Origin of the sequence: Lutibacter sp. (assembly GCF_013139515.1) — a bacterium.
In the GTDB taxonomy this organism is placed as follows: domain Bacteria; phylum Bacteroidota; class Bacteroidia; order Flavobacteriales; family Flavobacteriaceae; genus Lutibacter.
In genome coordinates this window covers 25,630-47,335 of sequence record NZ_WTAR01000013.1, presented here as the reverse complement: position 1 = coordinate 47,335, position 21,706 = coordinate 25,630, and the positions used below count along the sequence as shown (strand labels likewise).

20 protein-coding genes, 3 tRNA genes and 1 pseudogene are annotated in these 21,706 nt (G+C 30.0%); 10 read left to right on the top strand and 14 right to left on the bottom strand.

The genetic code is table 11. From position 1 onward, the window contains the following. Positions 1-128 precede the first annotated feature (128 nt). The 5 genes and pseudogenes from purU (at position 129) to GQ540_RS01410 (ending at position 4,688) form a co-directional block, all read left to right on the top strand. On the top strand, positions 129-983 hold the full coding sequence (purU, locus tag GQ540_RS01430) for a formyltetrahydrofolate deformylase (RefSeq protein WP_291796237.1): 855 nt from the start codon (positions 129-131) through the stop codon (positions 981-983). Positions 984-1,170: 187 nt separating this feature from the next. Continuing rightward, positions 1,171-3,170 (top strand): annotated as a pseudogene (locus GQ540_RS01425) (urocanate hydratase). 18 nt (positions 3,171-3,188) lie between these two features. After that, positions 3,189-3,719 carry a DUF4136 domain-containing protein gene (locus GQ540_RS01420; protein ID WP_291796234.1) on the top strand — a complete coding sequence of 177 codons (531 nt, stop codon included), beginning with the start codon at positions 3,189-3,191 and terminating at the stop codon, positions 3,717-3,719. Between the two features lie 64 nt (positions 3,720-3,783). Further along, on the top strand, positions 3,784-3,954 hold the full coding sequence (locus GQ540_RS01415; RefSeq protein ID WP_291796230.1) for a DUF5522 domain-containing protein: 171 nt from the start codon (positions 3,784-3,786) through the stop codon (positions 3,952-3,954). Positions 3,955-3,986: 32 nt separating this feature from the next. Continuing rightward, positions 3,987-4,688, top strand: a complete 702-nt coding sequence (locus GQ540_RS01410; protein WP_291796227.1) for a DUF4197 domain-containing protein — start codon at positions 3,987-3,989, stop codon at positions 4,686-4,688. 135 nt (positions 4,689-4,823) lie between these two features. Here the strand turns inward: GQ540_RS01410 and GQ540_RS01405 are convergent, their stop codons facing one another. The 6 genes from GQ540_RS01405 to GQ540_RS01380 form a co-directional block, all read right to left on the bottom strand. Beyond that, positions 4,824-5,396, bottom strand: a complete 573-nt coding sequence (locus GQ540_RS01405) for a peroxiredoxin (protein ID WP_291796224.1) — start codon at positions 5,394-5,396, stop codon at positions 4,824-4,826. Positions 5,397-5,416: 20 nt separating this feature from the next. Continuing rightward, positions 5,417-7,474, bottom strand: coding sequence for a methylmalonyl-CoA mutase (gene scpA, locus GQ540_RS01400; RefSeq protein ID WP_291796221.1), 2,058 nt, complete (start codon positions 7,472-7,474; stop codon positions 5,417-5,419). Next, on the bottom strand, positions 7,464-8,819 hold the full coding sequence (locus tag GQ540_RS01395; RefSeq protein ID WP_291796218.1) for a methylmalonyl-CoA mutase subunit beta: 1,356 nt from the start codon (positions 8,817-8,819) through the stop codon (positions 7,464-7,466). The genes scpA and GQ540_RS01395 overlap by 11 nt, the downstream gene beginning before the upstream one ends. Positions 8,820-8,872: 53 nt before the next feature. Further along, positions 8,873-9,190, bottom strand: a complete 318-nt coding sequence (locus GQ540_RS01390) for a septum formation initiator family protein (RefSeq protein WP_291796214.1) — start codon at positions 9,188-9,190, stop codon at positions 8,873-8,875. Between the two features lie 3 nt (positions 9,191-9,193). Continuing rightward, complete coding sequence (gene udk / locus GQ540_RS01385) at positions 9,194-9,799, bottom strand: uridine kinase (RefSeq protein ID WP_291796211.1); 606 nt, start codon at positions 9,797-9,799, stop codon at positions 9,194-9,196. A gap of 192 nt (positions 9,800-9,991) precedes the next feature. Beyond that, positions 9,992-10,065: transfer RNA gene (locus GQ540_RS01380), tRNA-Thr, on the bottom strand. A 316-nt stretch (positions 10,066-10,381) separates the two neighbouring features. Here GQ540_RS01380 and GQ540_RS01375 point away from each other — a divergent pair. The 4 genes from GQ540_RS01375 (at position 10,382) to GQ540_RS01360 (ending at position 12,144) form a co-directional block, all read left to right on the top strand. Next, positions 10,382-11,122, top strand: a complete 741-nt coding sequence (locus tag GQ540_RS01375; protein ID WP_291796208.1) for an ABC transporter permease — start codon at positions 10,382-10,384, stop codon at positions 11,120-11,122. After that, complete coding sequence (locus tag GQ540_RS01370; protein ID WP_291796205.1) at positions 11,123-11,890, top strand: ABC transporter ATP-binding protein; 768 nt, start codon at positions 11,123-11,125, stop codon at positions 11,888-11,890. 62 nt (positions 11,891-11,952) lie between these two features. Further along, positions 11,953-12,025, top strand: a tRNA-Lys gene (locus tag GQ540_RS01365). Positions 12,026-12,063: 38 nt separating this feature from the next. Then, a tRNA-Tyr gene (locus tag GQ540_RS01360) sits at positions 12,064-12,144 on the top strand. Positions 12,145-12,179: 35 nt separating this feature from the next. On the opposite strand, the gene GQ540_RS01355 is transcribed toward GQ540_RS01360, so the two are convergent. The 6 genes from GQ540_RS01355 to GQ540_RS01330 are packed head-to-tail and all read right to left on the bottom strand — an operon-like array spanning position 12,180 to position 18,562. Next, complete coding sequence (locus GQ540_RS01355; protein WP_291796202.1) at positions 12,180-13,598, bottom strand: DUF389 domain-containing protein; 1,419 nt, start codon at positions 13,596-13,598, stop codon at positions 12,180-12,182. Positions 13,599-13,609: 11 nt separating this feature from the next. Beyond that, positions 13,610-14,686 carry a mannose-1-phosphate guanylyltransferase gene (locus tag GQ540_RS01350; protein ID WP_291796200.1) on the bottom strand — a complete coding sequence of 359 codons (1,077 nt, stop codon included), beginning with the start codon at positions 14,684-14,686 and terminating at the stop codon, positions 13,610-13,612. Further along, positions 14,679-15,278: a SprT-like domain-containing protein gene (locus GQ540_RS01345; protein ID WP_291796197.1), complete on the bottom strand. Its 600-nt coding sequence runs from the start codon at positions 15,276-15,278 to the stop codon at positions 14,679-14,681. The genes GQ540_RS01350 and GQ540_RS01345 overlap by 8 nt, the downstream gene beginning before the upstream one ends. Before the next feature lie 3 nt (positions 15,279-15,281). Continuing rightward, on the bottom strand, positions 15,282-15,962 hold the full coding sequence (locus GQ540_RS01340) for an SDR family oxidoreductase (RefSeq protein ID WP_291796194.1): 681 nt from the start codon (positions 15,960-15,962) through the stop codon (positions 15,282-15,284). Between the two features lie 4 nt (positions 15,963-15,966). Further along, positions 15,967-17,487, bottom strand: a complete 1,521-nt coding sequence (locus GQ540_RS01335; protein WP_291796192.1) for a hypothetical protein — start codon at positions 17,485-17,487, stop codon at positions 15,967-15,969. Between the two features lie 40 nt (positions 17,488-17,527). Next, complete coding sequence (locus GQ540_RS01330; protein ID WP_291796190.1) at positions 17,528-18,562, bottom strand: glutaminyl-peptide cyclotransferase; 1,035 nt, start codon at positions 18,560-18,562, stop codon at positions 17,528-17,530. Between the two features lie 119 nt (positions 18,563-18,681). On the opposite strand from GQ540_RS01330, the gene GQ540_RS01325 reads away from it, so the two are divergent. Further along, entirely contained in the window at positions 18,682-18,933 is a 252-nt protein-coding gene (locus GQ540_RS01325; protein ID WP_291796188.1) for a type B 50S ribosomal protein L31, read from the top strand. A 136-nt stretch (positions 18,934-19,069) separates the two neighbouring features. Here GQ540_RS01325 and GQ540_RS01320 read toward each other — a convergent pair whose 3' ends face one another. Beyond that, positions 19,070-20,314 carry a pyruvate dehydrogenase complex dihydrolipoamide acetyltransferase gene (locus GQ540_RS01320; protein WP_291796186.1) on the bottom strand — a complete coding sequence of 415 codons (1,245 nt, stop codon included), beginning with the start codon at positions 20,312-20,314 and terminating at the stop codon, positions 19,070-19,072. After that, positions 20,315-21,307, bottom strand: coding sequence for a pyruvate dehydrogenase (acetyl-transferring) E1 component subunit alpha (gene pdhA, locus GQ540_RS01315; RefSeq protein ID WP_291796183.1), 993 nt, complete (start codon positions 21,305-21,307; stop codon positions 20,315-20,317). Between the last annotated feature and the right edge of the window lie 399 nt (positions 21,308-21,706).

The window sequence follows — 21,706 nt, the reverse complement described above, 5'->3', positions numbered from 1 at the left end:
CTTCTAAATCACCTGCAATTTATGAATTTTTTAAAATTATTCACTAAAAATTAGTAATTAAGTAACTTTTCATACTTAAGTAATCTAAGCGCTTTTTTTGTATAATTTTGAAGTCTAATTTTTTTAAGATGAAACGGATAACTTTATTAATAAATTGCAATGATAGCAAAGGAATTATTGCTTCAATAACAAGTTACATTCAGCAACAAAAGGGTAACATTGTTTATATTGATCAACATGTTGATAGAGAGGACGTAATGTTTTTTATGCGCTTAGAGTGTGAGTTTTCTAAAGATATTTTTTTAATTGAAGATTTTAGAACACATTTTTCTAAAACTATTGCTGAAAAATTTGAGATGACTTGGCAATTATACGATTCAGATTTGAAACCCAAAATGGCATTGTTTGTGTCAAAATACGAACATTGTTTGTATGATATTTTAAGCAGATATAGTTCGGGTGAATTAGAAGTTGAAATACCTTTAATTATTAGCAATCATCCTAATTTAGAACATGTTGCTAAAAGTTTTAATATACCTTATTATTGTATTAAAGTTACAAAAGAAACAAAATCTGAAGCTGAAGATTTACAATTGAAATTGTTAAAAGAACACCAGATAAATTTTATTGTGTTGGCACGTTATATGCAAATACTTTCTAGTAAATTAATTGAAGATTATCCTAATAAGATTATTAATATTCACCACTCTTTTTTACCTGCTTTTCCTGGTGCAAAACCGTATCATTCAGCATTTAAAAGAGGTGTTAAAATTATTGGAGCAACAAGTCATTATGTTACTGAAGATTTAGATGAAGGTCCAATTATTGAACAAGATATTACACGTGTTTCTCATACACATACCATAAAAGATTTTATTTTAAAAGGAAGAGATTTAGAAAAAATTGTACTGTCTAGAGCAATTAAATTACATACAAAACATAAAGTTATGGTGTTTAAAAATAAAACAGTAGTGTTTATTTAACAACACCCAAAATTATCTCAATTTAAGTTATATTTGTATTTCAAAATAACTTAGAATATCTTGGATGTTTTTTACTTCACATATAAAAGGTGCATTGCATTAACTCATTTTAGAGTTGATATTCGTTATCCGTAGTTTATAATTTTAATTGATACTAATTAAAATATGAACTAAATTATCTAACATTATGACATTTAAAGAAGATATAAAACAAGGAATTCCTACTGAGTTACCTCCAAAAAAAGCGTATAATAGTGATATTAATCACGCACCAAAACGTAAAGAAATTTTATCAAGAGTTGAAAAAGAACTCGCCTTAAGAAATGCTTTGCGTTATTTTGATAAAAATCATCATCCTATTTTAGTGAAAGAATTTTCTGAAGAACTGCAAGAATATGGAAGAATATATATGCATCGTTTTCGTCCAGATTATAAAATGTACGCTCGTCCAATAAATGAATACCCTGGAAAGTGTGAACAGGCGAAAGCAATTATGCATATGATTCAAAATAATTTGGATTATGAAGTGGCACAACATCCACATGAATTAATTACTTATGGAGGCAATGGAGCGGTTTTTCAAAATTGGGCTCAATATTTATTGGCAATGCAATATTTATCTGAATTAGAAGGTGATCAAACATTAGTAATATATTCTGGTCATCCTATGGGAATGTTTCCTTCACATAAAAACGCACCAAGAGTTGTTGTTACAAACGGAATGATGATTCCAAATTATAGTAAACAAGACGATTGGGAAAAATACAATGCATTAGGTGTAACTCAATATGGACAAATGACTGCAGGAAGTTACATGTATATTGGGCCACAAGGAATTGTTCATGGAACAACTATTACTGTATTAAATGCAGGTAGAAAAATAGCTAAAAAAGGAGAGGGTTTATCAGGGAAGTTATTTTTAACATCTGGTTTAGGTGGAATGAGCGGTGCGCAACCAAAAGCCGGAAATATCGCAGGTTGTATAACAGTTTGTGCTGAAGTAAATCCAAAAATCACGGAGGTTCGTTTGTCTCAAGGTTGGATTGATGAAAAAATTACTGATTTAGATGCATTGGTTACAAGAGTTAAAAAAGCCAAAGAACGCAAAGAGATTATTTCGTTAGCTTATTTAGGAAATATAGTAGAGGTTTGGGAGAAGTTTGATGAAGAAAACGTATATGTTGATCTTGGTTCAGATCAAACATCATTACATAATCCTTGGGCGGGTGGTTATTATCCGGTTGGTATTTCTTTTGAAGAAGCTAACGAAATGATGGCTAATAAACCCGACTTATTTAAAGAGAAAGTAAAAGAAAGTTTGAGAAGGCAAACAACAGTAATTAATAAGCATACAGCAAGAGGAACTTACTTTTTTGATTATGGGAACGCATTTTTATTAGAAGCAAGTAGAGCAGGAGCAGATATTATGGCTGAAAACGGGTTAGATTTTAAATATCCATCATACGTACAAGATATCATGGGACCTATGTGTTTTGATTATGGTTTTGGACCATTTCGCTGGGTGTGCACAAGTGCAAATCCTTCCGATTTAGAAAAAACTGATGCAATTGCGTGTGAAGTTTTAGAGGAATTAAAGAAAAATTCACCTCAAGAAACTCAGCAACAAATGGCTGATAATATTCAGTGGATAAAAGGTGCTCAAGAAAATAAATTAGTAGTTGGTTCACAGGCACGTATTTTATATGCTGATGCAGAAGGTAGAATGAAAATAGCTGAAGCATTTAATAATGCAGTAAAAAGTGGGGAAATAACAGCTCCAATTGTATTAGGAAGGGATCATCATGATGTTTCTGGGACTGATTCACCGTACAGAGAAACTTCAAATATTTATGATGGTTCGCAATTTACAGCTGATATGGCAATTCAAAATGTTATTGGAGATAGTTTTAGAGGAGCTACTTGGGTTTCTATTCATAACGGTGGTGGAGTAGGTTGGGGAGAAGTTATAAATGGAGGCTTTGGTATGGTTCTTGATGGTAGTATTGAAGCAGAAAAGCGTTTAAAAAGTATGCTTTTTGGGATGTAAATAATGGAATTGCTCGTAGAAATTGGGCACGTAATAAAGGGGCAACTTTTGCAATTAAAAGAGCTATGGAAGTTGAACCAAAATTAAAAGTTACGTTACCAAATTTGGTGGATGATTCTTTATTAAAGGATTTGTTGTAACACTTAAAAATTATTCAAATGAAAGCTTTAAAGTTATTTTCAATAATGCTATTCTTCTTAATGGCATCTTGTAACTCGGTTAGAGTTACAACAGATTATGATACCAAAACAGATTTCTCCAATTATAAAACATTTGCTTTTTATAAAAAAGGAATTGATAAAGTTGATATCTCAGATTTGGATAAGAGAAGAATTTTGAAAGCAATTGAAAGTGAATTATTAGCAAAGGGATTTACAAAATCTGAAAATCCAGATGTTTTAGTAAATATATTTACAAAGTCTCGCCAAAAAGTTGATGTATATAGTAATAATATGTATTATGGTTGGCATCCTTGGTATTATGGTCCAAATTTTGGAATGCACATTTCAAAATATACTGAAGGAACTTTATTTATTGATTTAATTGATGCGAATAAAAAAGAATTAGCTTGGCAAGGAATAGGAAGTGGAGCATTAAATACTTCAGGAAACGTTATTAAAAAGGAAGAAAGAATTAAGGAATTTGTGGCTGAAATTATGGCAAAATATCCACCCGAAATATTAAATTAAACACTCAAGATTTATAAGTTGTAAACGTTCTGATTTTTCAGGGCGTTTTTTTTATGTTTGCACTATGGATTTTAAAAAACCAATCCCTTTAGAAGAAGGAGATTTTTATACAAATGAACAGGGTTATCGTGTTTTTACTGAACAATACCATTTAAAAAGAGGTTCTTGTTGTAAAAGTGGCTGTAAACATTGTCCGTTTGGATATGATAAAAAAACAGATAGTTTTAAAAAGTAAAATAATATATTAGCCAAAATCAACTTTAAAAGATGTTAAAAAAAATAGTATTAGCAGTCGTTATTTTTCAACTTACAGCTTGCGCTGAATTGCAACAAGTAATCACTCAATTACCAAACGGAGGAATAACAAATGATCAAATTGCAGGAGGTTTAAAAGAAGCTTTAAACAAAGGAATTAGCAACCAAGTAAGTGACTTAGCAGTTAAAGATGGTTTTTATAAAAACGAATTAACCAAGATATTACTACCTGAAGAATTGCAAAAAGTAGATAATACGCTTCGAAAAATAGGTTTATCTAAATTAGCTGATGAAGGTTTAAAAGTATTAAATAGAGCTGCAGAAGATGCAGTAAGTGAAGCAATCCCAATTTTTGTTGATGCAATAAAAGGAATGACTTTTACCGATGCTAAAAATATATTATTAGGTGATAAAAATGCAGCAACTCAATATTTAAAAACTACTACTTCTGAAGCTTTGTACCAAAAATTTAATCCAATTATAAATAATTCATTTAAAAAAGTTGGTGCTGATAAAATTTGGACTGATTTAATTACAAAATACAATAACTTACCATTAACAAAAGATGTAAATCCAGATTTAACAGATTATGTTACAGGAGAAGCATTAAAAGGAGTTTATAGAATGGTTGAAGTTGAAGAAAACGAAATAAGAACAAAATTTAGTAGCCGTAGTACCGATTTGTTGCGTAAAGTTTTTGCTTTACAAGATTAAATAATTTTTTATAAAATAAAAAAAAGGCTGTCTAGTAAGTATTGAAAACCGTCATTCTGAACTAGATTCAGAATCTCACCATACTGATAATCAATTATTATGAGAACCTGAATCAAGTTCAGGTTGCCGAAAATGTCACTTTTTAGATGACCTCTTAATTATATCTTTCACATTCTCACTATCCTCGGCAGCAGTAACCTGTGAGTTTTTGTAAATTATTTTTCGATTTTTGTCTAAGACAAAAGTCCATCGTGGAGTTGTAATTTCTCTAATTAATAAAAAGTATTCACCATTAATTTTACGGGTTATAGAACCTCCATCTTTTGTAGGAACCCCAAATGTTTTTGCTATGCTTCCATTTGTATCAGAAAGCAATGGAAAATTAAGTTGATACGATTCTTTAAAGTGTTTTAGGTTTTTAACCTCATCACCACTAACTCCAATAACAGTTACACCCAATTTGTCAAATGTAGTTTTAGTATCACGATATGCACAAGCTTGTTTTGTGCAACCGCTAGTCATTGCTGCAGGGTAAAAATAAACAACTAAAAAATCAGTTTTTAAATTTGAAGATTTCCATAATTCATTAGTGTCAGCTGTAGCTGAAAAATTAGAAACGACATCTCCTATATTTAGTTCAGTTGTATTTTGAGTAAAGCCTAAAAAAGTAATTGAAAGCAACAATAAAAAACTTAGTATTTTTTTCATTTCAGTAGTTTTAATTATTATTACACCACACTATCAATTAATATAGTTAAAATCTCAATAGCGGCTTTAGAGATTTTTGTTCCAGGTCCATAAACACCAACTACTCCAGCCTTAAATAAGAAATCATAGTCTTGCGCGGGTATAACTCCACCAACAATAATCATAATATCTTCGCGGTCGTATGATTTTAATTCAGCTATTACTTGAGGAACTAAGGTTTTATGCCCAGCGGCTAGTGAGGATATTCCAAGAATGTGAACATCATTTTCTATAGCTTGTTTTACGGCTTCTTTTGGTGTTTGAAACAAAGGTCCAATATCTACATCAAAACCTAAATCCGCATAACCGGTTGATACTACTTTTGCACCACGATCGTGACCATCTTGCCCTAATTTAGAAATCATAATTCTAGGGCGTCTTCCTTCTAATTTAGCAAATTTATTGGCTAAATTTTTCGCTTTTTCGAATTCTTTATCGTTTTTAATTTCTTTACTATACACGCCAGAAATAGATTTAATAGTTGCTTTATATCTTCCGAATATTGTTTCTAAAGCATCTGAAATTTCACCTAAAGTGGCTCTTTTTTCAGCAGCTTCCACAGCCAAATCTAGTAAATTTCCTTCACCTGATTTTGCACATTTGGTTAAATTTTGTAATGTAATGTTAACTTCTTCAGAATTTCTAGTTGCTTTTAATTTTTTAAGTCTATCAATTTGAGAGTTTCTAACAGACTCATTATCAACTTCTAAAATTTGTAGTGGATCTTCTTTTTCCAGTTGATACTTATTGACTCCAACAATTGTATCCTGATTACTATCAATTTTAGCTTGTTTTTTTGCAGCAGCTTCTTCAATACGCATTTTAGGAATTCCTTGTTCAATGGCTTTTGTCATTCCGCCGAGTTCTTCAACTTCTTGTAATAAATCCCAAGCTTTATTTACCATTTCTGCTGTTCTCTTCTCAATAAAAGTAGCCCCAGCCCAAGGGTCAACTGTTTTAGTAATATTGGTTTCTTCTTGAATATAAATTTGTGTATTTCTAGCAATACGAGCAGAAAAATCTGTAGGTAAAGCAATTGCTTCATCAAGTGCATTTGTGTGTAAACTTTGAGTGCCTCCTAAAGCAGCTGCCATTGCTTCAATAGTTGTACGAGCAACATTGTTAAAGGGGTCTTGTTCAGTTAAACTCCAACCGCTAGTTTGACAATGTGTACGCAATGCAAGTGATTTTTGATTTTTAGGGTTGAATTGCTTTACAATTTTTGCCCATAACATTCTTGCAGCACGTAATTTTGCAATTTCACCAAAATGGTCCATTCCAATTGCCCAGAAAAATGATAATCTAGGAGCAAAAGAATCTATATCCATGCCGCTTGCAATACCTGTTTTTAGATATTCTAATCCGTCAGCCAAAGTATATGCTAATTCAATCTCAGGTGTTGCTCCAGCTTCCTGCATATGATAACCAGATATTGAAATAGAATTAAATTTTGGCATATTTTTGCTGGTATATTCAAAAATATCAGCAATAATTTTCATAGATGGTGTTGGAGGGTAGATGTAAGTATTACGCACCATAAATTCTTTCAAAATATCATTTTGAATTGTTCCAGCTAATAATTTTTTATCAACACCTTGTTCTAATGCAGCAACAATATAAAACGCCAAAACGGGTAAAACAGCACCGTTCATGGTCATTGAAACGGACATCTTATCTAGTGGTATTTGATCAAAAAGTACTTTCATATCTTCAACCGAGTCTATGGCTACGCCAGCTTTTCCAACATCACCTTGTACACGTTCGTGATCGGAATCGTACCCGCGATGAGTCGCTAAATCAAAAGCAACAGACAAGCCTTTTTGACCAGCGGCTAAATTTCTTCGGTAAAATGCATTACTTTCTTCTGCAGTTGAAAAACCTGCATATTGACGAATTGTCCAAGGACGACGAACGTACATTGTTGAGTAAGGCCCACGTAAATTTGGAGCAGTTCCTGCAATATAACTTTCGTGTTCAAAATAAATGTCTTTCTTATTTTGGCTTTCTATAGTTAGTTGAGAAAAATTTTTACGCTTCATCTTTCAGCCTTTTAAGTTCTAATTCTTCTGATAAACGTTTTGGAATTATAGGAATTATCAATGTTTTTTTAGGGTTTCGTTTTACAAAAGGGTGTACTTGTAAATTGTGTTTCATTTTATCTTGTTCATTCGGGTATTTATTGGTCCCTAATAAAATTAACTCTCCGGCATTAAATTGAGCTTGTTCTTTTTTTGCGCTTTCTACAATTTTTCGTTGAATAGTCCCTTCTTTTAGTTGTTGTAAAAAACCACCGCTTTTTTCAATTTCTTTGAAAATTAGTAATGATTTTTCGGCTATTTGTTTGGTGATAGATTCAATATAATAAGAGTTGGTTGCAATGTGTTGCGCATTGGTAAAGTAACTTTCTTCTTTTAAAATTAACAACTGATTTCGAGAAATTCTATCTCCAAATTCATTCGGATTATGGAAAGTAGTGTCGTAAGATGCGTTTGAAATAGTATTTGCTCCACTTAAAATAGCACTCATACTTTCGGTAGTGGTTCTTAGCATGTTTACATTATAGTCGTACAAAGTTTTGTTTCGCAAACTAGGTTTTGTAAATATTTGAGCATTTGCATTGGTGTTATATTCAGAAAGTATTAAATTATAGAGGTATTTAAATGCTCTAACTTTAGCGATTTCGAAAAAATAATTCCCGCCTATAGCAAAGTTAAACTGAATTTTAGTTGCTATTTCACTTCCTAATTTTGTTAAATATTCATTTGCATGTGCTAACGCATATGCAACTTGCTGCACTGTGTTTGCTCCTGCATTTTGATACAAATCTACATTAACGCTTAAAATAAATTCAGTGTTATTTTTTTGAGTGAGCGTTTCTACAATCTTGAAGTCTTCATTTAAAGATGCATACCAATTTCCACTTTTTGATAAATTTCCAATAATATCTATATTGTAGAATACGGTTTCAGTTTTAAGAAATTTAGTAAGTTCAGCAATAAATTCTTCTGATAAAAATTCAAACTGAAAATGAATTTCTATATTTTCATTTAAAAGGTTTTCAAATAAAATGGATGAATTAAACTTATTTTTAACAACAAATTTTAAGGCATTTACACCTCGTTTTATAGCTTCAATTGCAATTTTATTTGCTTCATCTTCTGAAGAAGTATAAATTGTTTGGCAAATTTTAAAATCTTTTTCTGAAATGGGAATATCTAATTTTTCAAAATCATCTAAATGATAAAAAGGTTTAATTGTAATCCCTTCATTTGTTTTTGTTAGCAGTGTTTCATTATAATCAGCTCCTTTTAAATCAAATTGTATTTTTTGTTTCCAAGCAGCTGCTGAACTAGGTTCAAAATCTTTAGTTATAAAGTTGCTCATAATTATAAGTGTATTAAATTAAACCTAGAAAAATAGATAATAAACGATTGCTATTATTTTTTCAGCGTATCATACTCTATCAAATAAATTTCTTCATTTTCTTTTTTCATATGATATTCTTCTCTAGCAAATTTTTCAAGATCATCTTTGTTTTCAAGCTTTTTAATAAGTTTATTGTCTTGTTTAATTTCATTATTTAAATAATCTCGCTCACTTTTAAGCTTGTTAATTTCTTTGTTAAATTCTCTATGATTTATAATTGAGTTTTCATCAAAAAACACCATCCAAACAATAAATATAGATAATATGATTACATATCTATTTGTAATAAATTTAACTAAAGGTTTATTTTTGAATTGCTTAAAAGTCATGTATTATAATTTGTTGCTAATTACAGTTCTAACAATATCTATTGCTACTGTATTGTACCTGTCGTTAGGTATTATAATGTCAGCATAATTTTTAGTTGGCTCTATAAATTGCTGGTGCATAGGTTTTAACGTGTTTTTGTAGCGTGTTATTACTTCGTTAACATCACGACCTCGTTCTTCAATATCTCTTTTTAAACGTCTAATTAATCGTTCATCAGTATCAGCATGAACAAATATTTTTATATCAAATAAATCTCTTAATTCTTTATTGTTGAAAATTAAAATTCCTTCAACAATAACAACTTTCCTTGGGTGTGTAATTAAAGTATCTTTTGTGCGATTATGAGTTACAAAAGAATAGACAGGTTGCTCAATTATTTCATTTTTTCTTAATTCATTTAGATGAGACACAAGTAGCTTAAAATCAATAGCTTTTGGATGGTCAAAATTTATTTTAGTACGCTCTTCATAGGATAAATTTTCAGTTTGATTATAGTATGAGTCTTGTGAAATTACACAAACTTCACCGGCAGGAAGCTCATGTAAAATTTGATTAACAACAGTAGTTTTTCCGCTTCCAGTACCTCCAGCAATTCCAATAATTAGCATATATAATAGTTGAGTTAGTTTTTTACAAATTTAATGAATATATAATTGTAGAAAACGAATTTTATTATTTTTTGTGTTGAATTTTAAATTACTGTTAATAAAGTTAATTTGAAGGTGTCCTTTTTAAATTTAAATGGGAATGAAGAAATGGATTAAAAATAAAAAAGCCTCTTCATATGAAGAGGCTTTTAGAGCCGATGGAGGGACTCGAACCCACGACCTGCTGATTACAAATCAGCTGCTCTAGCCAGCTGAGCTACATCGGCTTTTATGCGGGTGCAAATTAAAATACTTTCCAATTAATACGCAACTATTTTATCATTTATTTTTGAAGATTTTTCATGCTTTTATTTTGGTTTTAGTAATAACTTAACAATCAATTATTAGCAGAATTTTAAAGTGTAAATAGTTCACTATTCTAAATACGTTAAAATGAACTATTTTTTTATAAAAAAGTCAATTAAATTACTACTAAGATTAAAATTTAAATGTAATTTTATCTCTAAATCAGGATAGCAATTTTATTTTTTAAAGCTATAAAAGGTAGTTTTATTTTAATATTTTAGCCAAAAAGAAATTTTAATGAATTATCTAAAGCATATTGGAAAATATTTTTTAATGCTGAGACAGGTTTTTAGGAAACCTCAAAAGTGGAGCGTTTTTAGAGAGTTATTTTTTAGAGAAGTTGAAGATTTAGGCTTAAAATCATTAGGTATAATTATGTTTATTTCTTTTTTTGTTGGTGGTGTTGTAGCTATACAAACTGCTATGAATATTGATAGTCCTTTTATCCCAAAATACTTAATAGGATTTGCTACGAAGCGTGGTATTATTTTAGAATTTGCACCAACATTTATGTCAATTATTTTAGCTGGTAAAGTAGGTTCTTATATTACATCAAGTATGGGAACTATGCGTGTTACAGAGCAAATTGACGCACTTGAAGTTATGGGTATAAACTCATTAAACTATTTAGTTTTACCAAAAATATTGGCCGCACTGTTTTTTTATCCGTTATTAATTTTATTGTCAATGTTTTTGGGGATTATAGGAGGTTATTTTGCAGGTGTAATTACAGATTTATTTTTTAGTGAAGACTATATTTATGGCATTCAATTAGATTTTGACCCTTACTTTATTAAATATGCCTTAACAAAAACAGTTGTTTTTGCTTTTGTAATTACTACAATTCCGGCATATCATGGTTTTTATGTTAAAGGTGGTTCTTTAGAAGTTGGTAGAGCAAGTACAAAAGCTGTAGTTTGGACAAGTATTGTGATAATTTTATTAAATTATTTTTTAACTCAAATGATACTAGGGTAAATGATAGAAATTGAAAATTTATATAAAGAATTTGATGGAGTTCCAGTTTTAAAAGGAATTTCAACAACCTTTGAAAAAGGTAAAACTAATATGATTATTGGCCAAAGCGGTTCAGGTAAAACAGTACTTTTAAAATGCTTATTAGGCTTGCATACACCTGAGAAAGGTATAATATCATTTGACGGAAGAATACATACAGAACTTGGAATAAAAGAACGTAGACAATTAAGACAAGAAATTGGAATGGTTTTTCAAGGAGGTGCTTTGTTTGATTCTTTAACTATTGAAGAAAATATATTATTTCCTTTAAAAATGTTTGCAAATAAGCCAAAGTCTGAAATGCTTGACCGAGTTAATATTGTTTTAAACAGGGTTAATTTAGAAAATGTTAACAAAAAGTACCCTGCTGAACTTTCAGGAGGAATGCAAAAACGAGTAGCTATAGCAAGAGCAATTGTAATGAATCCTAAATATTTATTTTGTGACGAGCCAAATTCTGGTTTAGATCCAAGAACAGCAACTGTAATAGATAATTTAATTCAAGAAATCACCAAAGAATATCAAATAATTACCATTATTAACTCACATGATATGAATTCTGTTATGGAAATTGGAGAAAAAATTGTGTTCTTACAAAATGGTGTAAATGCTTGGGAAGGTAGTAATGAGGAAATATTTAAAACTGAAAATGAGGCGGTTGTAGATTTTGTGTATTCATCTAATTTATTTAAAAAAGTTAGGGAAACATATTTAAGTAAAACAAAATAAAAAAGAAGTTTGTTTTATTAAAATATACGTTTATATTTGCACCCGCTAAAAAGGAATAAATTGACCTGGTAGCTCAGTTGGTAGAGCACCTCCCTTTTAAGGAGGTGGTCCTGGGTTCGAGCCCCAGCCCGGTCACAAAACTTCTCAAGTTGAGAAGTTTTTTTTGAAATAATGGTGAGATACTCAAGTGGCCAACGAGGGCAGACTGTAAATCTGCTGCGCAAGCTTCGAAGGTTCGAATCCTTCTCTCACCACAAAAAAACCTCAAACAATTTGTTTGAGGTTTTTTTTATTCTTTTTTTACCACAAGCGTATCTAATTTCAGCCTAATTTTAAGCCAATTTTTTAAGAGTATTTCTTGTTGTGAAGCATTGGGTACAGAATCGTACCATTTTGCGTTAAAAACGGTGATAGTATCTGTAGTATTAAAATTTGTGTACACCATTTTAGCATAACTTAAGCTAGATAAACCATTGTAATTAGATTGAGCTTCTTTACTTATTTGAATAAACGGAATTTGAGTATCATAATATTTAGATAATTCACTTTCAAGTAATTTAATTCTATCTTCTTTTTCTTTGATAGATTCATCTCTTGAAGAAATTATTTTTTGATTTTGAATATATAAATCAGATAAGTTTTTTACTTCAAAACGTAAATCAGAATCATCAACTCCTTGTTGAATTATTAATTTAGTTTGTTCTAAGCCATAATCAGGAAGTTTAGCATTCCAACTTTCTTCTTTTTCTTTAGATATTTTATTTCCATAAATAACCAATTTTATACTGTTATTCTGATAATTTATATTTTTATCATCTTCATCAATAATACTAATGCCGCTTTCTTTAATATCATCTATTAAATGTTGAGCAGCTTGTTCAAATTGATTTTCTTTGAAAAGATTAAAAAACAGGTAAATACTTCCAGAAAACACAATAATTGCAACAAAAGAAGCTAGTTGTGCAATCCGTTTTCTTTTAGCTGAATTTATATATTTTAGCATTGGGAATTTTAAAAACTTAACTATTACAAATGTTGCTAAAGCTATAAAAATGGTATTTATAGTAAACAAGAACATGGCACCGCCAAAGTAGTTTAAATTACCTGTAGCAAGTCCATAACCCGCAGTACAAAGCGGTGGCATTAATGCTGTAGCAATTGCAACACCAGCAATAGTATTGGTTTGTTGACTTCTTCTACTTAATGCAATAATTAATGCTAAACCACCGGAAATTGCAATGAAAACATCACGAACATCAGGAGCTGTTCTAGCTAAAATTTCAGGAGTTTCATCTCTGAAAATAGGAATTAAAAAGAAAATGAATGATGTAGCTAAACTTAAGCCAACCATTACGCCTAAGTTTATTAAAGAGCGTTTTAACGTATCAATATCATTAATTCCGATAGATAAGCCAACACCTAGAATTGGACCCATTAAAGGAGATATTAGCATTGCTCCAATTACAACTGCTGGAGAACTAATATTTAAACCAATTGAAGCAATTAAAATTGAAAAAATTAATACCCAAGCTGTATGGCCTTTCATTGAAATATTATCTTTAATATCTTCAATTGTACCTTTCTTGTCAGTATCTTGTCTAATATCTAGCAATTCAAATATGAACTGTTTTAAGTTAGTCCAAATACTTTTAATATCGTTATTTGAAGTGTTATTTGAATTTTCAGAAGGTTGGTTTAAATTCTCCATTGTTAACTGTTTTATACAAATTTATCTCCAAATTTTGTTTTTACATCTGAAGTAATTTGCTTTATTTCTTGTTCTTCACTTTTAGGACAAATAAGTAACACATCGTCTTTTTCAACCACAATATAATCTTTTAAACCTTGTATTACTACGCGTTTTCCAGCTTGTGTTCTTACTATGTTGTTTTCAGCATCTCTGTAAATAACGTGTCCACCAACTGTTGCATTTTGGTTATTATCTTTGTCTAATTTATTGTATAATGAGCCCCAAGTCCCCAAATCATTCCAACCAAATTCTACAGGTAATACGAATACATCAGATGCTTTTTCTAGAATCCCAAAATCAATTGAAATATTTTCTGAGCACGCATAATTTTCTTCAATAAATGTGTTTTCAGCAACTGTATTATAACTTTTTTTACCTTTAGAAAATAGTGTATACATTGTTGGTAAATGAGTTTCAAAAGCTTTTAAAATACTTTTTACGCTCCAAATAAAAATACCAGCGTTCCATAAATAATTTCCTTCTTTAATAAATTGAATGGCAGTTTCTAAATTTGGTTTTTCAGTAAAATTTAAAACTTTTGTTATGTCATTCTCTGAATCTTCATGTTGAATATAACCATATCCTGTATTTGGTGAAGTTGGTTTAATTCCAAGTGTCATTAAAGCCTCATTTTCTGCACAAAAATCAAATGAAGATTGTATGTTGTTTAAAAACTCTTGTTCATTGTCAATCCAATGATCTGAAGGAGCAATAATCATAATTCCATCAGGGTTTTCATTGTAAATTTTAAATGCACTATATAAAATACAAGGCGCAGTATTTCGCATTGCAGGTTCTAACAATAATTGTTTTGAAGTAACTTTTGGAAGTTGTTTTTGGACTAAGGCTTCATATTTTTTATTGGTTGCTATTAAAATATTTTCTGAAGGAATTAAATTCTCAAAACGATTAAATGTTTTTTGAATTAATGTACTTCCTGTTCCCAACATATCATGAAATTGTTTTGGTAACTCTTGTGTACTTAAAGGCCAAAACCGTGATCCAACACCACCGGCCATAATAACTGCGTAATAATTTTTATTCATCGTGTTTTAATAAATTTACTTCGGCATTTTGATTAAATAAATAGCGTTTTCTGCTGTTTATTTCAACACATTCAAATCGTGTTCTTCTTTTGTTTCCTTTTTTGAAGGCTTTATTGTTGAACGTAAAAACACTTCCGTGTGCTAATTCAAATATAAAACTCTTTCCTGACATTTCATCATACTGTTTTAAAGCAAATGTTAAATTTACATCTGAACCAGTACTAGCTTTCGGGTTTTTAAGATAATTTGCTATAACTGGAAGTAATTTTTCAGGATAAATTGTTGGTTGTAAAAAAGGTAACATTAAATGTTGAAAGTTTAATTTCCATTCAATACCGTGTGGTTTCACTCTTTTACTTTGTTTATAGGTTATAAAATGTGCGATTTCATGAATAAGCGTTAATAAAAATTGATATTCATTTAAGTTATTGTTAATCGTAATTTGAAGAGAACCGTCTTTAAATCGTTTAAAATCACCGTGTTTTGTAACTCTGTTATTTACTATTTTTATGTGAATTGGGTGGTTTGTAAGAATTTCTTTAACCAAATTAACTGAATTCTTAGGAATATATTTTGAAAGTAATTCAATCATATATTATGGTGTTGTTGAAGAAACTTGTAATATTTTCCCGTTATAAAATTTGTTACCCGTTATCGCAAAATTAAAAATATAATTAGCCATTTCACTTGCAGAAACTGGCGCTTTGTAGCCTGGGAAAGCTTCTTCTAACATTTCAGTTTGAACAGCGCCTAATGCTAATGTGTTAAACATGATTTGTTGTTCTTTGTATTCTTCAGCCAATAATTCGGTTAGTGTTATTAAAGCGCCTTTAGATGAGCTATATGCAGCTAAACCTGGGAATTTTAAACTCCCTTGAACGCCACCAATACTGCTAATATTTACAACGTGACTTCCTTTTTTAAAATATGGAATTAATTGGCGTGTTAATTCGGCAACTGAAAAAACATTCACCTTAAAAACCTCTAAAAAATCTGAACTTGTTAGTTTTTCAAAAGGTTTATTTATTAATTTTCCCGCATTGTTGATTAATATATCAACCGTTTTCCAATTGGTCGAAATAAATTTTGTTACTTTTTTTAAATCTTCTTCAATTGATAAATCGACAGAAATAGTAATAATATTTTTAATATTTAAGTTTTCTAAAGATTTTGAGTTTCTTGATAATGCCAAAACTTGATATCCGTTTTTTGCGAATAATTGAGCTAATTCAAAACCAATTCCTCTGCTAGTTCCTGTAATTATTACGTTTTTCATAAATCTAATTAAATTGAATATGTTGATATGCGCCAATATCTGCAGGAGAACTTCTTAACATTCCCAAAATATCATTTGGAACTAAAAGTGTTCCAGAATTATTTGAATTTTGAATGCCTTCAGAATTTTCACCAATAATTAATTCATTTGTAAAAGGAGATTTAAAATCAGCGTTTCCATTTAAAATATTTTCAGAATAATGATTTTCATCTTCAAAATTGTACTCAGGAATATCAATATATGAATTATTAAAGTCGTTAAACCTAATCAAGTTGTTTTTAAAGGAATAATTAAATTGTGAACCTTCAACTTTGTCAATTGCTAATTCTAAATTGTTATTTCCATCAATAATGCAGTTGGTGAAATTTGCAGCTAATAAATCTCGTGTTTCAATAACTTGGTTATTGTTTTCATCATACGTAAAAAAATTATTGATTAAAACACTTGGATACTGACGCAAACTATTATTCCAAAAATTAGCAAATGTAGAGTGTGTAAAATTGTACGTGCCACCAATTATACAAGCTAAAGATGCTTGTCCGCTATTATTAATTACCAAATTTTCTCCTTCAATATTTGTTTCTCTACCTAAAATTCCAAAGTTTGAGCTGTTGTAAATTTGTGTATTTTTAATTGTTAAAGTAGGCGAGGTGTTACTTCCAATAGAATCCATAATAATTCCTGCGGAAGCATTTTTTATAATTGCGTAGTTAATGTTGTGGTTTTTACTTCCTGCTCGTAGCCAAATTGCTCCCCATTGGCCAGGAAGATTACTAAAGTGAGGCTCTAATCTGTCACCTTCTATCACAACTTCATTAGTAAGTTCACCTTCAATAGTTAATGTTGCGTTTTTATTAACTATTAAGCCTGAGTTTGAGTGAAAGTGAATATTTGCACCAGCTTCAATAGTTAGTGTTTTGTTTTCTGGAACGGCACAATACCCGTAAACAACATAAGGTTTTTCGTTAGTGAAAGTTGTATTATCGTTTAAATAAAATCCGTTTACATTTAATTCATTTCCGTCTGTATCAATACCAATATTTATGGTTTCAATAAGTCCGGTAGCATCTTTTGAAGGGAATAAAAAATGAGCATCTTTTACTAGTGTAATTAGATGTACATCTTGCAAATTTTCTCCGTTATCAAAAATAATTTCATCTGTATAAATTGGGTTAGTAACTTGTGTGTAATCTATAGTAGTTTCAATAAAAATATACAGACTATCTTTTGCTAAAATTTCAACATCTTCAAATATTTTACCAGGAGTTCCATCAACATTTAATCTGTAAAATGAATTCTCTCCTTTGCCTAATTGAATAGAAGGAATTGAAATTGCGTTGCTACTTTTGTTGTAAACTTTTAAGTTGTAAGTACTTGATCCAATATTTGTAAATACGGTGTCTAAATAAACGGTATCTTTTGAAAATATAAGATTACCAGAACTTAATTCGGCTGAAAAATCTTTTCTACATGATGAAAAAATCACCAAAAGTAGAGCAATCAGAAAAGTTAGTGGATAACGCATTTAGGTTGTTTTTGTAAATGTAAAAATAATTTATTGAAGATTATTTTTTTATTAACTCAATTTCATACAATTTACTCCAATGTTTACCTGTTACAAAAATGCGATTATTTTCTTTGTCGAAAGCAATTCCGTTTAAAACTTCATCACTGCCATCTAAAGTTTGTTCTTTTAAAATTTCAGATTTTAAACTGTTTAAATTGGCAACTCCTTCAACTTTACCTGAAGTTGGGTCAACAATTAGAATGGAGTTTTTTTGCCAAATATTTGCGTAAATTTTTCCGTTTATATATTCAAGCTCGTTTAGTTTTTCAACTTTTTGCTTGTTTGTGTAGGCTTCAATATAATTTTCTTCTAATAATGTTTCGGGGTTTAAAAACCAAATGCGTTCTGTACCATCAGTTTTTATCAATTTTTCGCCATTATTTGTCAATCCCCAACCTTCACGACTTTTAGTGTATTTAAATTCTTTTTCTTTTTCAAAAGTTTCTAAATTATAAATAAATCCAATACCGCTTTGCCAAGTAAGTTGATACAATTTATTATTGAAAATAGTAATTCCTTCACCAAAATATGCAGCATCTAAATCTTGTTGCTGTAAAACTTTACCGGTTTTTAATTCTACTTTTCGAATAGATGAAGTTCCTTTTCTTCCGGTTCCTTCATATAAAAAACCTTTATAAAACTCTAAACCTTGCGTGTAAGCCTCTTTGTCATGAGGATACGTATTTATTATTTTGTACGTATAAACATCTGGAGCAATATCAGCCATGAAGTATACTGGTTGAGTTACTTTTTTAGTTTTATTTTCATAAAATACAATAGCAGTAATAGAGTGTTTTCCTAGCGTGAAATCACTAATTTTTAATGTAACTGTGTTGCCATTACTTTTTAATTTTTTTGAACCTATTGAAAATTGAACAGAGTCAATCGGTTTATTTCCTTTTTCAGAAATTGAAATTGTTAATTCTTGGTTTGTTTGTATTTTTTTAGGACTATTTATAACAAATTGGTATTCACTTTTACATGAGAATAGTGTAATAAATAGGAATAAACTTAAAAATGACTTGTAAGACATGGTTTAAATAGCGTTTTATGAATTTTTATGTAAATAAACTAAATTATTTGTTTGAAGTTTCAAAAATATAGTTAAATTTGCAGTCTTAAAAATAAAAATAGATTTAAAACGAGTTTACGATGAGAAAAGGTATACACCCAGAAAATTATAGAATGGTAGCATTTAAAGATATGTCTAACGAAGATGTGTTTTTAACTCGTTCAACAGTAAATACTAAAGAAACTTTAGATGTTGATGGTGTTGAATACCCTTTAGTAAAATTAGAGATTTCAAGAACTTCACATCCTTTTTACACTGGTAAAACTAAGATGATTGATACTGCTGGACGTATTGATAAGTTTAAAACTAAATATGCTAAATTTAAAAAGTAATTATTTAGTACTATCATATAAAAAAATCCTCAACGAAAGTTGAGGATTTTTTTATGCTTTAATATTTCATGTTGTAAAAAAAATAAACCCAATGCGATTAAACATTGGGTTTTAAAATTTATAAGTAATTTAAATCTTAAGCTAACATAGTAACCGGATTTTCAATAAATTGTTTTAAAGTTTGTAAAAAAGCTGATCCTGTAGCTCCGTCAACAGTTCTATGATCACAAGCTAAAGTTACTTTCATAGTATTTCCAACTACAATTTCATCATTTTTAACAACTGGTTTTTGAACAATTGCTCCAACAGATAAAATAGCTGAATTTGGTTGATTTATAATAGAAGTAAACTCAGAAATTCCAAACATTCCAAGGTTTGAAACTGTAAAAGTGCTTCCATCCATTTCTGCAGGAGTTAATTTTTTTGATTTTGCTCTTACAGCCATATCTTTTACTTCAGCACCAATTTGAGTCATGCTTTTTTGATCTGTGAAAGGAATAACAGGTACAACCAGTCCATCCTCAACAGCAACAGCAACACCAATATTTACGTGGTGATTGATACGTGTTCTATCATCAAACCATTGTGAATTTACTTTTGGGTGTTTTTTCAATGCCATAGCACTTGCTTTTACAACAATATCATTAAAAGACACTTTTGTGTCAGGAATTTCATTGATGGCTTTACGTGAAGTTATAGCGTTATCCATATCAATCTCAATCATTAAATAATAATGAGGAGCTGTAAATTTAGATTCTGCTAATCTTCGTGCAATAGTTTTACGCATTTGAGAATTATTCGTTTCCTCAAAGCTTTCTTCGCCTAATGAAATTGAAGGAGAGCTAGTTGTTGAAGCAGCAACAGGTACAAAATTCTCAACGTCAGATTTTACAATTCTTCCGTTTTCACCAGTTCCTGAAATAGTAGCCAAATTTATTCCTTTTTCTTCAGCTATTTTTTTTGCTAATGGAGAGGCTATAATTCTACCAGTATTAACAATTGCAGCTTGCTGTGAAGCTTCAGCAACAGCTGGAGCCTTTTTTGTGGGTTCTACAGTTGCAGTTTTAGGTTCTACAGTTGAAGTGTTTTCTGGTTCATCAGTTTTTATTTTGAAATCTTTAATAATAGTATCAATATTTTCATTTTCTTCACCAATAATTGCTAAAAGTGAATCTACAGGAGCGCCTTCACCATCTTTTAAACCAATGTACAAAAGTGTACCTTCGTTAAAAGATTCAAATTCCATGGTTGCTTTATCTGTTTCAATTTCAGCTAAAATATCACCTTCAGAAATTTTATCACCTACTTTTTTTAACCACTGTGCTACAACTCCTTCTGTCATTGTATCACTTAAGCGGGGCATTGTTATAATTTCAGCCATTTATTTATGTTTTAAAAAAGGATAGTCTTCTTGTTCGTATACCATATCGTATAAAAGTTGTTTGTCTGGGAATGGAGATTCTTCCGCAAATTTTTGACATTCTTCAACTTTGTCTTTTACTTCTTTATCCCACTCTTTGATTTGTTTATCCGATGCGTATTTTTTCTCTTTAATTACATCTAAAACTTGTGTAATTGGATCAATTTTACGGTACTCATCAACTTCATCTTTCGTTCTGTACTTTTGAGCATCACTCATTGAATGTCCTCTATAACGATATGTTTTAATATCTAATAAAGTTGGCCCGTCACCTCTTCTGGCTCTTTCAATAGCTTCGTTCATAGCTTCGGCAACTTTAACAGGGTTCATACCGTCAACAGGTCCACAAGGCATTTCATACCCTAAACCTAATTTCCAAATATCTTCATGGTTTGAAGTTCTGCTAACTGAAGTTCCCATAGCATAGCCATTATTTTCACAAATAAATACTACTGGTAATTTCCAGTTGATAGCCATATTAAAAGTTTCGTGTAATGATCCTTGACGAGCAGCTCCATCACCAAAATAGGTTAGTGTTACACCATCTCTTTCAAAATATTTATCAGCAAATGCTAAGCCAGCACCTAAAGGTATTTGACCACCTACAATTCCATGACCTCCATAAAAATTATGTTCAGGAGAAAAAATATGCATTGATCCTCCCATACCGTGTGAAGTACCAGTATCTTTTCCTAATAATTCAGCCATAATTCTTTTAGGATCTACGCCTAAACCAATTGGTTGTACGTGATTACGGTAAGCAGTAATCATTTTATCATTTTCTTTCATTGCATGTAAAGCGCCTGCTAGTACAGCTTCTTGTCCATTATATAAATGTAGAAAACCTCTAACTTTTTGCTGAATATATAATGCAGCTAATTTGTCTTCAAATTTTCTCCAAAAAAGCATGTCTTTATACCAATTGATATAAGTTCCTTTGGTTATTTTTTTCATTTGATAAAAACTATTTTAATTAAGTCGAATTGCAAAAATACTATTTTGGATTTTAGTATGTTACTAAACAGCTATTTTTTTTACTACAATGTTTTCGTAAATTTGCAATTAATTGAAAAAATATTAATAACTTTAAAGGTTTATTAAAATAAAATTATGAGATGTCTATTATTAGGCGATATATTTTATAAGTATTTATTTAAATAAAAATTAAACAAATAAAGTAATTTTTTGAAAATCTTTCAGTTATAATTATTGAGATTAAAGATAGATACTACAGTTGTGGGGACGACGATTTCTTTAATTTATTGTAACTGCTAGTTTTCTAATTATAGTATTTGTAAAAGATAAAAAATAATATACTACCGTTGTGGGGACGACAATATTATTACTTTTATG

What these genes read in the sequence shown, in the direction of transcription:
- purU (WP_291796237.1), top strand. Translation starts at nt 129, where the DNA reads ATGAAACGGATAACTTTATTAATAAATTGCAATGATAGCAAAGGAATT.
- GQ540_RS01420 (WP_291796234.1), top strand. Translation starts at nt 3,189, where the DNA reads ATGAAAGCTTTAAAGTTATTTTCAATAATGCTATTCTTCTTAATGGCA.
- GQ540_RS01415 (WP_291796230.1), top strand. Translation starts at nt 3,784, where the DNA reads ATGGATTTTAAAAAACCAATCCCTTTAGAAGAAGGAGATTTTTATACA.
- GQ540_RS01410 (WP_291796227.1), top strand. Translation starts at nt 3,987, where the DNA reads ATGTTAAAAAAAATAGTATTAGCAGTCGTTATTTTTCAACTTACAGCT.
- GQ540_RS01405 (WP_291796224.1), bottom strand. Translation starts at nt 5,396, where the DNA reads ATGAAAAAAATACTAAGTTTTTTATTGTTGCTTTCAATTACTTTTTTA.
- scpA (WP_291796221.1), bottom strand. Translation starts at nt 7,474, where the DNA reads ATGAAGCGTAAAAATTTTTCTCAACTAACTATAGAAAGCCAAAATAAG.
- GQ540_RS01395 (WP_291796218.1), bottom strand. Translation starts at nt 8,819, where the DNA reads ATGAGCAACTTTATAACTAAAGATTTTGAACCTAGTTCAGCAGCTGCT.
- GQ540_RS01390 (WP_291796214.1), bottom strand. Translation starts at nt 9,190, where the DNA reads ATGACTTTTAAGCAATTCAAAAATAAACCTTTAGTTAAATTTATTACA.
- udk (WP_291796211.1), bottom strand. Translation starts at nt 9,799, where the DNA reads ATGCTAATTATTGGAATTGCTGGAGGTACTGGAAGCGGAAAAACTACT.
- GQ540_RS01375 (WP_291796208.1), top strand. Translation starts at nt 10,382, where the DNA reads ATGAATTATCTAAAGCATATTGGAAAATATTTTTTAATGCTGAGACAG.
- GQ540_RS01370 (WP_291796205.1), top strand. Translation starts at nt 11,123, where the DNA reads ATGATAGAAATTGAAAATTTATATAAAGAATTTGATGGAGTTCCAGTT.
- GQ540_RS01355 (WP_291796202.1), bottom strand. Translation starts at nt 13,598, where the DNA reads ATGGAGAATTTAAACCAACCTTCTGAAAATTCAAATAACACTTCAAAT.
- GQ540_RS01350 (WP_291796200.1), bottom strand. Translation starts at nt 14,686, where the DNA reads ATGAATAAAAATTATTACGCAGTTATTATGGCCGGTGGTGTTGGATCA.
- GQ540_RS01345 (WP_291796197.1), bottom strand. Translation starts at nt 15,278, where the DNA reads ATGATTGAATTACTTTCAAAATATATTCCTAAGAATTCAGTTAATTTG.
- GQ540_RS01340 (WP_291796194.1), bottom strand. Translation starts at nt 15,962, where the DNA reads ATGAAAAACGTAATAATTACAGGAACTAGCAGAGGAATTGGTTTTGAA.
- GQ540_RS01335 (WP_291796192.1), bottom strand. Translation starts at nt 17,487, where the DNA reads ATGCGTTATCCACTAACTTTTCTGATTGCTCTACTTTTGGTGATTTTT.
- GQ540_RS01330 (WP_291796190.1), bottom strand. Translation starts at nt 18,562, where the DNA reads ATGTCTTACAAGTCATTTTTAAGTTTATTCCTATTTATTACACTATTC.
- GQ540_RS01325 (WP_291796188.1), top strand. Translation starts at nt 18,682, where the DNA reads ATGAGAAAAGGTATACACCCAGAAAATTATAGAATGGTAGCATTTAAA.
- GQ540_RS01320 (WP_291796186.1), bottom strand. Translation starts at nt 20,314, where the DNA reads ATGGCTGAAATTATAACAATGCCCCGCTTAAGTGATACAATGACAGAA.
- pdhA (WP_291796183.1), bottom strand. Translation starts at nt 21,307, where the DNA reads ATGAAAAAAATAACCAAAGGAACTTATATCAATTGGTATAAAGACATG.